The sequence below is a fragment of the Streptomyces candidus genome (assembly GCF_014207445.1).
Classification (GTDB): Bacteria; Actinomycetota; Actinomycetes; order Streptomycetales; family Streptomycetaceae; genus Streptomyces; species Streptomyces candidus.
Window position 1 is genome coordinate 287,041 of record NZ_JACHEM010000001.1, and the last position, 11,336, is coordinate 298,376.

11 protein-coding genes are annotated in these 11,336 nt (G+C 73.7%); 6 read left to right on the top strand and 5 right to left on the bottom strand.

All coding sequences use genetic code 11. The features are described 5' to 3' along the window. Positions 1-127: 127 nt before the first annotated feature. From HNQ79_RS01230 to HNQ79_RS01245, 4 genes are all read right to left on the bottom strand, one after another. Positions 128-847 carry a response regulator gene (locus tag HNQ79_RS01230; protein ID WP_185025849.1) on the bottom strand — a complete coding sequence of 240 codons (720 nt, stop codon included), beginning with the start codon at positions 845-847 and terminating at the stop codon, positions 128-130. Next, positions 844-2,154, bottom strand: coding sequence for a sensor histidine kinase (locus HNQ79_RS01235; protein ID WP_185025852.1), 1,311 nt, complete (start codon positions 2,152-2,154; stop codon positions 844-846). Before HNQ79_RS01235 ends, HNQ79_RS01230 begins: the two co-directional genes overlap by 4 nt. Positions 2,155-2,467: 313 nt before the next feature. Then, on the bottom strand, positions 2,468-2,746 hold the full coding sequence (gene pspAA, locus HNQ79_RS01240) for a PspA-associated protein PspAA (protein ID WP_185025854.1): 279 nt from the start codon (positions 2,744-2,746) through the stop codon (positions 2,468-2,470). Between the two features lie 18 nt (positions 2,747-2,764). Beyond that, positions 2,765-3,559, bottom strand: coding sequence for a PspA/IM30 family protein (locus HNQ79_RS01245; RefSeq protein WP_185025856.1), 795 nt, complete (start codon positions 3,557-3,559; stop codon positions 2,765-2,767). A 341-nt stretch (positions 3,560-3,900) separates the two neighbouring features. Between HNQ79_RS01245 and HNQ79_RS01250 the strand changes: the two genes are divergently transcribed. From HNQ79_RS01250 to HNQ79_RS01265, 4 genes are all read left to right on the top strand, one after another. Continuing rightward, a complete protein-coding gene (locus tag HNQ79_RS01250) occupies positions 3,901-4,506 on the top strand; it encodes a DUF3043 domain-containing protein (protein WP_185025858.1) in 606 nt (201 codons plus the stop codon). Between the two features lie 158 nt (positions 4,507-4,664). After that, positions 4,665-5,396, top strand: coding sequence for a class I SAM-dependent methyltransferase (locus tag HNQ79_RS01255; protein WP_185026535.1), 732 nt, complete (start codon positions 4,665-4,667; stop codon positions 5,394-5,396). 65 nt (positions 5,397-5,461) lie between these two features. Beyond that, on the top strand, positions 5,462-7,258 hold the full coding sequence (locus HNQ79_RS01260) for an ABC transporter ATP-binding protein (RefSeq protein WP_229923156.1): 1,797 nt from the start codon (positions 5,462-5,464) through the stop codon (positions 7,256-7,258). A 51-nt stretch (positions 7,259-7,309) separates the two neighbouring features. After that, entirely contained in the window at positions 7,310-8,449 is a 1,140-nt protein-coding gene (locus HNQ79_RS01265; RefSeq protein WP_185025860.1) for a S1C family serine protease, read from the top strand. Positions 8,450-8,616: 167 nt separating this feature from the next. Here the strand turns inward: HNQ79_RS01265 and HNQ79_RS01270 are convergent, their stop codons facing one another. Further along, positions 8,617-8,823 (bottom strand): hypothetical protein, encoded by a 207-nt coding sequence (locus HNQ79_RS01270; RefSeq protein ID WP_185025862.1) that lies wholly within the window; start codon positions 8,821-8,823, stop codon positions 8,617-8,619. A gap of 81 nt (positions 8,824-8,904) precedes the next feature. Between HNQ79_RS01270 and HNQ79_RS01275 the strand changes: the two genes are divergently transcribed. Both HNQ79_RS01275 and cobT read left to right on the top strand, forming a co-directional pair. Then, complete coding sequence (locus HNQ79_RS01275; RefSeq protein WP_185025864.1) at positions 8,905-10,101, top strand: bifunctional adenosylcobinamide kinase/adenosylcobinamide-phosphate guanylyltransferase; 1,197 nt, start codon at positions 8,905-8,907, stop codon at positions 10,099-10,101. A 91-nt stretch (positions 10,102-10,192) separates the two neighbouring features. Beyond that, a complete protein-coding gene (gene cobT / locus HNQ79_RS01280; protein WP_185025866.1) occupies positions 10,193-11,296 on the top strand; it encodes a nicotinate-nucleotide--dimethylbenzimidazole phosphoribosyltransferase in 1,104 nt (367 codons plus the stop codon). Positions 11,297-11,336 lie beyond the last annotated feature (40 nt).

Sequence of the window (11,336 nt, forward strand, 5' to 3'; positions counted from 1 at the left end):
GGCGAGCGGTGCAGGTGGACGCGGAGGTCCACTCATACGATCGGCCACGGAGAACCACTCCCCGGTCGCCCCCAGGTCCCCTTTGCGACCCGCGCGTACCGCAGCTGGAGTACGCGGGATCGGACCCTCACTCCACCCTTGGGCGTACGAGGCCCGATTCGTACGCGAACACCACCAGTTGTGCCCGGTCGCGGGCGCCCAGCTTGGACATCGCACGGTTCACGTGGGTCTTGACGGTGAGGGGGCTCACGGCGAGGACGGCGGCGATCCCGTCGTTGGAGTTGCCGCCCGCGACGTGGACGAGGACCTCCCGTTCGCGGACGGTCAGGGAGGCGAGGCGTTCGGCGTGGGCACTGTCGGCGGAGGGTGCGGGGCCGCCGGCGTCGCCCTGCTTGAGGAAGGTGGCGATGAGGCCCTTGGTCGCCGCGGGCGACAGCAGGGCCTCCCCCTGGGCGGCGATCCGGATGGCGTTGAGGAGTTCGTCGGGTTCCGCGCCCTTGCCGAGAAAGCCGGACGCGCCGGCCCGGATCGACTCCACGACGTACTCGTCCACCTCGAAGGTCGTGAGCATCACCACGTGAACGGCCGCGAGTTCGGGGTCCGCGCCGATCGCGCGCGTGGCGGTCAGCCCGTCGGTGCCCGGCATCCGGATGTCCATGAGGACGACGTCGGGGCGGGTGCGGCGGGTCAGTTCGAGTGCCTGGGCGCCGTCGGCGGCCTCGCCGACCACTTCCATGTCCGGCTCGGAGTCGACGAGGATGCGGAAGGCGCTGCGCAGGAGGGCCTGGTCGTCGGCGAGGAGGACCTTGATGGGGGGAAGAGGGGCGGGGTCCTGCCGTCCGGTCATGTGCGTTCCTCCCCCGGGGCGGTGTGCGTGCGGGGCTCCCTGGCCGTACCCGCCGTTTCGGGCAGGATCGCATGGACGCGGAACCCGCCGCCGTAGCGGGGGCCCGCGGTGAGGGTGCCGCCCAGGGCGCCGACGCGTTCGCGCATGCCGAGGAGGCCGTGGCCGCCGCCGTCCCCGGGCGGTTCGGCGGCTGTGCCGGGGCCGCGGTCGGCGGGCGGGCCGACGCCGTCGTCGAGGACGGTGACCTCGATCGACGCACCGACGCGCACGACGCTGACCTCGGCCTTCGCGTGCGGGCCCGCGTGCTTGCGGACGTTGGTGAGGGCCTCCTGGACGATCCGGTAGGCGGCCAGATCGACGGAGGCGGGGAGCGCGCCGTCGTCGGTGCGGGCGAGGACGACCGGCAGCCCGGCGTTGCGGAAGGTGTCGAGGAGGCCGTCGAGGACGGCGAGGCCGGGGGCGGGCTCGGTGGGGGCGTTCGGTTCGCCGGACTGGCGCAGCAGGCCCACGGTGGCGCGCAGTTCGTCGAGGGCGCTGCGGCTGGCCTCCCGTACGTGCGCCAGTGCCTCCTTGGCCTGGTCGGGGCGTTTGTCCATGACGTGCGAGGCGACTCCCGCCTGGACGTTGACCAGGGCGATGTGGTGGGCGACGACGTCGTGCAGGTCACGGGCGATCCGCAGGCGTTCCTCGGCGACCCGCCGGCGGGCCTCCTCCTCGCGGGTGCGCTCGGCGCGCTCGGCGCGCTCGCGGATGGCGTCGACGAAGGCACGGCGGCTGCGGACGGCGTCGCCCGCGCTGGCGCCGATGCCGGTCCAGGCGAACAGCCCCAGGTTCTCCTGCGCGTACCAGGGGCCGTCGCTGAGGCACATGCCGGTGGCCGTCAGCGTGGTCATGGTGAGCAGCCCGATGCGCCAGGTGGTGGGGCGGTCGGTGCGGGCGGCGACCGTGTACAGCGCGACGACGGCCGCCATCGCGACGGGGGCCGGCGGCCCGGTGGGGGCGAGGGCGAGTTCGGCGACGGTGAGGGCCCAGGTCACGGCCAGCACCGGGAGCGGACGGCGGCGGCGCAGGACGAGCGCGGCGGCGGCCAGTGCCATCAGGGTGATGCTGAGCGGGCCGGGGGCACGGGTGCTGAAGGTGGGACCGTGCGGGCCGCCGTGCGGGTCGGCGAACGACGCGGAGACCATGCACGCGAGCAGCGCGGCGGCGAGGGCGGCGTCGAAGGCGAGGGGGTGGGCCCGGAGCCAGGACCGGGGGCGGGCGAGAGGGCCGGCGGGTCCGGAGCCCGGGACGGGGGCGGCGGTCATGGGGCCACGGTACGGGGACCGACGGCGGGCGCGGGCCGCGGTACGGGGGATGCGGCGCGAGCACCGGCCGCACGGGACGGGCGGGCAGGCAGCGGGCAACCGGACTCAGGGACGTCGGCAGGGACGTGCCGGTGGCCGGGGCCGCGGTCGGTGGCGGCGGCCGGGGACGTGGCGGACCCGGGACGGGGCGGGTCCGGGTACCCACGGTGCCGCGATCACGGGCACCGGCATGGGGCTGAGCCGGTGTGCCCCGGAACGCGCCGAGCCCCGCCAAGGGGTGGCGGGGCTCGGGGTCGGAGTGGGAGGCGGAGGGTCAGCCCGGGATGAGGCCGCCCTCGGTGAGCATGGCGCGGACGTCCTCCAGGGTGGAGTCCGGTGCCGGGAGGATCAGTTCCGAGGGCTCCAGGGAGTCGTCGGGAAGGGGCGCGCCCAGGCTCCGTACCGCGTCGAGCAGCGCCTGCAGCGTGCGGCGGAAGCCGGGCCCGTCGCCGTTCTCCATCTCGGCGAGCAGTTCGTCGTCGAGCTTGTTGAGCTCGGCGAAGTGGCTGTCGGCCAGGTCTCGCTGACCCTCGCCCATGATCCGTACGATCATGACGTCCTCCTCCCGGCTCTACTGCTTGTCGAACTTGGGGTGGGACCGGGGCTGGGACTGGGGCTGGGCCGCGTCCTGCGGGCCGCCCTCGATGGCCTGCTGGGACGGGCCGCCGGCCAGTTCCGCCTTCATCCGCTGGAGTTCCAGCTCGACGTCCGTGCCGCCGGAGAGGCGGTCCAGCTCGGCCTGGAGGTCGTCCTTGGCGAGGCCGGACTGGTCGTCCAGCGCACCCGAGGCCAGCAGTTCGTCGATGGCCCCCGCGCGGGCCTGGAGCTGCGCGGTCTTGTCCTCGGCGCGCTGGATCGCGACGCCGACGTCGCTCATCTCCTCGGAGATGCCGGAGAAGGACTCCGCGATCCGGGTCTGCGCCTGCGCCGCCGTGTAGGTGGCCTTGATGGTCTCCTTCTTGGTCCGGAAGGCATCGACCTTGGCCTGGAGGCGCTGTGCCGCGAGGGTCAGCTTCTCCTCCTCGCCCTGGAGGGTCTGGTGCTGCGTCTCCAGGTCGGTGACCTGCTGCTGCAGCGCGGCACGGCGGGACAGGGCCTCGCGGGCGAGGTCCTCCCGGCCCAGTGCGAGCGCCTTGCGGCCCTGGTCCTCCAGCTTGGAGGACTGGCCCTGCAACTGGTTGAGCTGCAGTTCGAGCCGCTTGCGCGACGTCGCTACGTCGGCGACTCCGCGGCGCACCTTCTGCAGCAGCTCAAGCTGCTTCTGGTACGAGTAGTCGAGTGTCTCCCGCGGGTCTTCGGCCCGGTCAAGGGCCTTGTTCGCCTTCGCGCGGAAGATCATCCCCATACGCTTCATGACACCGCTCATGGGCTTCGCGCGCCCCCTTCTGACGGACTCCGGCTCCTGGTCACTCCAACAGAACCCACAGTACGGGCCCTGTCTCCATTACCGCACTGTTAGGGCGCCGATGGACTCCTCCCTGGGGACGACTGTGCGGACGCGGGCTCGGGCGTAGGGAGTACGCGGGCCCCGGGGCAACCCTGTAACGCGACCCCGGCACCCGGCCCCCGGGCCCCGTACAGAGCCTCGAAGCGGCTTTGTACGGGCGTCGGGCGGCCTTCGTGTGCGGGCCCGCAGGACAGAGGTGTTGCCGGATCGTTCCCCTCAAGGCTGGGGTCCATGCGTCCCACCCCGTACCCTTGGGTTTTGTGTTCCGTAGCCGTGCCAACTCCAGCGCTGAGAAGACCGCCGTCTCCGACAAGGTGACTGCCGACCTCTCCAAGCAGCCCCGTGACCCGCAGGCGCCCAAGGGGCGCCCCACCCCGAAGCGCACCGTCGCGCAGTCGCAGCGCCGTAGCGCGGTGACCGCGCCGACGAACCGCAAGGAGGCGATGAAGCGCCAGCGGGAGGCCCGCCGCGCCGACCTCGCCAAGCAGCGCGAAGCCCTCGCCAGCGGTGACGAGCGGTACCTGCCCCTCCGTGACAAGGGCCCGGTGCGCCGCTTCACGCGGGACTTCGTCGACTCGCGCTTCTTCGTCGCGGAGTTCTTCCTGCCGATGGCCGTGCTCATCCTCGTGCTGAGCATGGTGCAGATCGGGAACCTGCAGACGGTCTCGCTGATGCTGTGGATGGCGGTGATCGTGCTGATCGTGATCGACTCGGTCGGTCTGTCGATCCGCCTGAAGAAGCAGCTGCGGGCGCGATTCCCCGACGAGCCGCTGCGCGGCGCCGTGGCCTACGGTCTGATGCGTTCGCTCCAGATGCGCCGACTGCGTCTGCCCAAGCCGCAGGTCAAACGCGGGGAACGGCCCTGAGCCGGGAAGCCCCCCTCTCTCCGGGAGCCCCGTCGACCGCCGATCCGGCGGGTCTCGACGGGGCTTCCGCCGCATGGCCGGCCTGCCCGACCGGCCCGGCACACGTGTCCGGTCCGGCCGGCGGAGCCGGTCCGGCGGGCGCGGGGCAGCCGGGGGGACTGCGCGACACGGTCCGGCGGGAACTCGTCGCCCGCCAGGTCGACGAGCAGATGTCCGACCGCTTCCCGGTCGGGCAACGGCTGCGGATACTCGACGTCGGCATGGGCCGGGGCGCGCAGGCACTGCGCCTGGCCCGGGCCGGCCACCGGGTGACCGGGCTCGAAGCCGACGCGCGGATGCTGGCGACGGCCCGGGAGTCGCTGTCCGTGGAGCCCGCCGGAATCCGCGAGCGGGTGCGGCTGATGCAGGGCGACGGCCGCGACACCGGCGTGCACTTCCTGCCGGGCAGCTTCGACGTGGTGCTGTGCCACGGGGTGCTGATGCACGTGCGGGAGCCCGACGCCCTGGTCGCGGGTCTGGGCAGGATGCTGGCGCCCGGCGGGCTGCTGTCCCTTCTCGTACGGAACGCGGAGGCGCTGGCGATGCGGCCGGCGCTGGCCGGGGACTGGGCGGGGGCACTGGCCGCCATGGACACCGACACGTACACCGACCGGCGCGGGCTGCCGGTACGGGCGGACCGGCTCGACGCGCTGACCGCCACGCTCGCCGGGATCGCGGCCCCGCTGCGCGCCTGGTACGGGGTGCGGGTCTTCACCGACGCCGCGCCGGACGTGGCCCCGCCGTCCGCGGACGAGCTGGCGCGGGTACTGGCCCTGGAGGACCGGGCCGGACGCACCGATCCGTACCGGCGGGTGGCGGCGCTGCTGCATCTGTGCGGGGTGCGGGGCTGACGGCGGGGTGAAATCCGTTCACCGCGGTGGTCAGGCGCGCGGCCCCGCTTCGCGTCCTCTTCAACGTGGCCACGACAACGCAAAAGACCGGGGCACCGGTCAGCACCCCCAAACTGCCCGCGCGCGAGACCTGGCGTGCCCTCTACCAGCACTTCCGTCCGCACCGCTGGGCCGTCGCGCTCGGCGCGCTGTTCACGCTGATCGGCGCCGCGAGCGGGCTGGCACAGCCGCTCGCGGCCATGGTGCTCGTCGAGCGGCTCGGTGAGGACAGGTCGATCGTCGGCCTCCTGCTGCTGCTCACCGCGCTCGTGGTGCTCGGCACGGCGATCGCGTCCGTCGGTTCGTACGTCCTGGAACGCACCGCCGAGACTGTCGTCCTGGTCGCCCGCCGAAACCTGATCGGCAGGCTGCTGCGGCTGCGGGTGCCCGAGGTGGAGCGCACCCAGCCGGGCGACCTGATGTCCCGGGTCACCTCCGACACGACGCTGCTGCGCTCGGTCACCACGAGTTCGATCGTCTCGGCGGCGACCGGCAGCCTGACCTTCCTCGCGACGATCGCGCTGATGGCGGTCCTGGACCCGGTGCTGCTCGGGGTCACCCTCGGGGTGATCGTGCTGATCGGCGGGGCCGTCGGGTTCGTCATGCCGAAGATCGCACAGGCGACGAAGCAGTCCCAGGAGGCCGTCGGAGCGATCTCGGCCGTGCTGGAGCGCGCCTTCGGCGCCTTCCGGACGGTCAAGGCCTCGGGGGCCGAGGCCCGCGAGGCATCGGTCGTGGAGAGCGCCGCGCAGGAGGCCTGGCGGCACGGCGTGCGCTCCGCCAAGTGGCAAGCTCTCGCGGGGAGTTCGGTCGGGCTGGCGGTCCAGATGTCGTTCCTGGCAGTACTGGGGATAGGCGGCGCACGGGTGGCTTCGGGGGCGATCTCGGTGGCCACCCTGATCGGCTTCCTGCTGTACCTCTTCTACCTCATCGACCCGATCAGCCAGATGGTGAGCGCGGTCACCGAGTACCAGGTGGGTTCGGCGGCGGTGGCCCGGATCGTGGACGCGGAGAGGCTGGAGGTGGAGGAGCCGGGTTCGTCGGTGGCTCCGGTGACGGGAGGTCCCGCGCAGGTCGCCTTCGAGGGCGTCACCTTCCGCTACCGGGACGATCTTCCGTACGTCCATCACGGCGTCGACTTCGAGGTGCCCGGCGGCGGCATGACCGCCTTCGTCGGCCCTTCGGGGGCCGGTAAGACGACCGTGTTCGGGCTGATCGAGCGGTTCTACGAGGCCACCGGCGGCCGGGTGCTGGTCGACGGCCGCGACGTACGGGACTGGCCGCTCGCCGAGCTGCGCGCCGCCATCGGGTACGTGGAACAGGACGCGCCGGTACTGGCGGGGACGCTGCGGGAGAACCTGGTGTTCGCCGCCCCGGACGCCTCGGCGGAGGCGATACGGGAAGTGCTGGTCAAGGCCCGGCTGGACGGGCTGGTGGAGCGGCTGCCGGACGGGCTGGACACGGTCGTCGGACACCGGGGGTCCAAGCTGTCCGGCGGTGAGCGGCAGCGCGTCGCCATCGCGCGGGCACTGCTGCGCAAGCCCCGGCTGCTGCTGCTGGACGAGGCGACCTCGCAGCTCGACGCGGTGAACGAGCTGGCACTGCGGGACGCGGTCGCGGAGGCGGCGCGGGAGACGACGGTGCTGGTGGTGGCGCACCGGCTGTCCACGGTGACGCTCGCCGACCGGATCGTGGTCATGGACGCGGGGAAGGTACGGGCCGTGGGCACGCATGCGGAGCTGGTTTCCGGCGACCCGCTCTACGGGGAACTGGCCGCGACGCAGTTCCTGCACGCGGAGTCGGCCGTGCCCCAGGCCCCCTGATCGGCCCCTTCCGGCGGGCCGTGCCGTACGGACAGAAGGGACACTCCAGACATGGACGACCGATCTTCACTCCTCCGTGCACGTCTCCTCCCTCTCCCCGGCGCCCCGGCCCGCCGCCGCGCGCTGGTCGCGCTGAGCGTCTGCTCCGTGCTGGTGGCCGGGGCTGCCGGGTGCTCCGAACCCGCTCCGAGCGCCCTCGCGCCGTCCGGATCGGCGGCCGTCTCCGCGTCCGCCACGCCCTCCCAGGGCTCCGGTGCCTCCGACCCCCGGCAACTGGAGCAGGACTACCAGCGAGTGATCAAGAACGTGCTGCCTTCGGTCGTGCAGATCGACGCGAGCGGCGGACTCGGCTCCGGAGTCGTCTACGACGACAGCGGCCATGTCGTCACCAACGCCCACGTGGTGGGCAACGAGAAGCGGTTCAAGGTCACTGTCGCCACCGAGGGCGGGGCCCCCGTGGGCGCGAAACTCGTGGCGACGTACCCGGAACAGGACCTCGCCGTCCTCAAGCTGGACAAGGTGCCCGACGGGGTGAAGCCGGCCCCGCTCGGGGACTCGGCGAAGGTCGAGGTCGGACAGATCGTCCTGGCCATGGGCAGTCCGCTCGGGCTGTCCAGCAGCGTCACCCAGGGCATCGTCTCCGCCGTCGGCCGCACGGTGAGCGAGCCCAGCACCGGGGCCGGGCCCGGGGCCACCATCGGGAACATGGTGCAGACCTCGGCGGCCATCAACCCAGGCAACAGCGGGGGCGCGCTGGTGGACCTGGACGGCCGGGTGATCGGCATCCCCACCCTGGCCGCCAGCGACCCGCAGATGGGCGGCGGACCCGCGCCCGGGATCGGGTTCGCGATCCCCGCGTCGATGGTGAAGACGGTCGCCGACCAGATCATCAGGACCGGAAAGGTCACGGACTCGGGACGGGCCGCGCTCGGGATCACCGGGCGGACGGTACTGGGTGACGACTTCCAGCCGGCAGGCGTGGCGGTGGTCGCCGTCCAGCCGGGCGGAGCGGCGGCCGAGGCGGGACTGAAGCCGGGGGACGTGGTGACCGCGATCGGCGGGAAGCCGGTGGAGACGATCACGTCGCTGACGGAACTGCTGGCTTCGTCGAAGCCGGGCGAGAAGACGAAGGTGGACTACGTCCGGGACGGCGGGAAGGCCACGGCGGAGGTGACCCTCGGGGAGATCTGAGCGAGGCGTCGGCCCCCCTCGGGCGGCGGCCCCCCCCTCGGGCGGGGGCCGCCCCGGTAGCCCTCTGGGGCGGCCCCCCTCGTAGCCCTTTTGGGCGGCGGGGGCACCGGACGGGCTGAAGGACTCCCCCGCCACCCCTCCTCGTACGCCCGCCCCCGCCCCGCCCCCTAGCCGTCCGCCCGCAGGCTCATCGGCCCGTACACCTTCGTCCCGTCCTCCGAGAGGACCACCTGTTCGGCGCCGCCCTCCAGGAGGTCCTTCCAGACCTCGCCGAGCCAGGACTCCGCGTCCCCCTGTGTGGTGAACTCCTCCGGCTCCACCGCCGGTTGGACCTCTGTCCCGTCCGCCGTCTCGAACCGCCACGTCCACGCCATGTACGCCTCCCGGGTCGATCAGATGCTGCTCGCAGCGTAGCCGGGCGCGCAGCGCGCACAAGGACGCGGGAGGATCGTCCTGTGGAACTGACTCTCCTCGGTACCGGCGCACCCACCGGCCTGCCCCGCCCCGCCTGCCCCTGCGCGACGTGCGCCACCGCCCGCGGCACGCACGCGCGTGCCGCCACCGCGCTGCTGGTGGACAACGCGCTGCTGCTCGACCTGACCCCCGGGGCGGCGCTGGCCGCCGCCCGTGCGGGGCATTCGCTGGGCGGCGTACGGCAGGTCCTGCTCACCCACCCGCACGACGGGCCGCCCGTGGAACTGCCACCGGGGCTGCCGCGGGCCGGGCGGGTGCCGGACGGCCAGGAGTTGACGCTGATCAGCGGACACCGGGTGCGGGCGGTGCCCATGGACTCCCCCGGGACCGGGTACGAGGTGACGTCGGCGGAGGGCAACCGGCTGCTGTACCTGCCGCCCGGGGGTGCGCCCGCCGGTGAGGGCGGCGGCGCGCGCCCGTACGACATGGTGGTGATGGATGCCGTGCGGCGGCCGGACGCGCTGGCCGGGCTGCGTATGCGGGGGGCGGTGGACGCGACGACCGACGTGGTCGCCGTGCACCTGGACCACGACGTTCCCGCGGGTGCGGAGACCGAGCGGCGGCTGGCGGCGCTCGGGGCGCGGATCGTGCCGGACGGGACGACGCTCGTGGTCGGGGCGTACCGCGAGGTGCCGGACGTGCCGCGGCGGACGCTGGTGCTGGGCGGCGCGCGGTCGGGCAAGTCGGTGGAGGCGGAGCGGCGGCTGGCGGGCTTCCCGGGCGTCGTCTACGTGGCGACCGGTGGCCGGCGCGAGGGTGACCGCGAGTGGGCGGAGCGGATCGGGCTGCACCGGGAACGGCGGCCGGGGAGCTGGCGTACGGAGGAGACGTGCGAGCTGGTGCCGCTGCTCGCCGAGCACGGGCCGCCGCTGCTGATCGACTGCCTGGCGTTGTGGCTGACGGACGCGATGGACCGGGTCGGGGCGTGGGACGACGAGAAGTGGGCGTCCGGCGGGCAGCAGGCGTTGCGGGAGCGGACGGCGGAGCTGGTGGCGGCGGTGCGCGCCACCCGGCGCACGGTGGTCGTGGTGAGCAACGAGGTGGGGTCGGGGATCGTCCCCGCGTCGGCGGGCAGTCGCCGCTTCCGTGACGAACTCGGCCGTCTGAACGCGGCGTTCGCGTCCGAGTGCGAGCAGGTGCTGCTGGTGGTGGCGGGGCAGGCGCTGGTACTGCGCTGAGCGGCGCGAGCGGACCCGCGCGGGGGCGGGGCCCGCACGAGGAGGGTGCGGGCTCTCAGGACCGGGCCGTTCGGCCGGTACTGTTCGGCGAATGAGCGCGCTGAATCTCGACGACTTCTCCGACCTGATCGAACGTCCCGACAGCGGCGTGCGGCGTGATGCCGAGGACCGCCGCGAGCGCCTTGCCGTGGCCCCCGGCACGCTCGGCCGCCTCGACGAGCTGGGCGAGTGGCTGGCCGCAGCGCAGGGGACGGTGCCCGTCAGGCCGGTCGAGCGGGCCAAGGTCGTGCTGTTCGCCGGTGACCACGGGGTCGCCGAGCTGAACGTGTCCGCCCGCCCGGCCGGGTCCGCCCACCTGCTGGTGCGGGCCGCGCTGGACGGGGCGAGCCCGGTGGCCGTGCTGGCGCGGCGTGTCGGCGTCCAGGTGCGGATCGTGGACGCGGGCCTGGACTGCGACCCGGCACTGCTGCCCGAGGAGGTCGTGCGGCGCCGGGTGCGGCGCGGTTCGGGGCGCATCGACATCGAGGACGCGCTGACGCTGGAGGAGGCCGAGACCGCCGTACGGCTGGGCATGGCCGTCGCGGACGAGGAGGCGGACTCCGGTACCGATCTGGTCGTCCTCGGGGATCTGAGCGTCGGCGGCACCACTGCCGCCGCCACCCTGATCGCCGCGCTGTGCGGCACGGACGCCTCGGTGGTCACCGGGCGCGGCGGCGCGCACATCGACGACCTGGCGTGGATGCGCAAGTGCGCGGCGGTGCGGGACGCGCTGCGGCGGGCCCGGCCGGTCCTCGGCGACCAGCTGGAGCTGCTGGCCGCGGCGGGCGGCGCGGACCTGGCGGCGATGACCGGCTTCCTGCTGCAGTGCGCGGTGCGGCGTACGCCGGTGATCCTGGACGGGGTGGTGTCGGCGGCGTGTGCGCTGGTGGCGCAGCGGGCCGCGTTCCGGGCGCCGGACTGGTGGCTGGCGGGGCATGCGAGCGGCGAACCGGCGCAGGCGAAGGCGCTGGACCGGATGGCGCTCAACCCTGTGCTCGACCAGGGCGTCACTGTGGGGGAAGGAACCGGGGCATTGCTCGCACTCCCCCTCGTACAGGCCGCCGCCGCGCTCGCCGCGGAGCTGCCGGTTCGGGAGGGAACCGCTGACGCGGAGAGGACCGGAAGCGACGGGGCGGACGAGGGCCTGGACGGCTGAGTCCACCCCCGGCAGTCCTCGCGGACATCCCGGGACACAA

Coding starts and splice junctions, on each gene's coding strand:
- HNQ79_RS01265 (WP_185025860.1), top strand. CDS start 7,310: ATGGACGACCGATCTTCACTCCTCCGTGCACGTCTCCTCCCTCTCCCC.
- cobT (WP_185025866.1), top strand. CDS start 10,193: ATGAGCGCGCTGAATCTCGACGACTTCTCCGACCTGATCGAACGTCCC.
- HNQ79_RS01245 (WP_185025856.1), bottom strand. CDS start 3,559: ATGAGCGGTGTCATGAAGCGTATGGGGATGATCTTCCGCGCGAAGGCG.
- HNQ79_RS01230 (WP_185025849.1), bottom strand. CDS start 847: ATGACCGGACGGCAGGACCCCGCCCCTCTTCCCCCCATCAAGGTCCTC.
- HNQ79_RS01270 (WP_185025862.1), bottom strand. CDS start 8,823: ATGGCGTGGACGTGGCGGTTCGAGACGGCGGACGGGACAGAGGTCCAA.
- HNQ79_RS01235 (WP_185025852.1), bottom strand. CDS start 2,154: ATGACCGCCGCCCCCGTCCCGGGCTCCGGACCCGCCGGCCCTCTCGCC.
- pspAA (WP_185025854.1), bottom strand. CDS start 2,746: ATGATCGTACGGATCATGGGCGAGGGTCAGCGAGACCTGGCCGACAGC.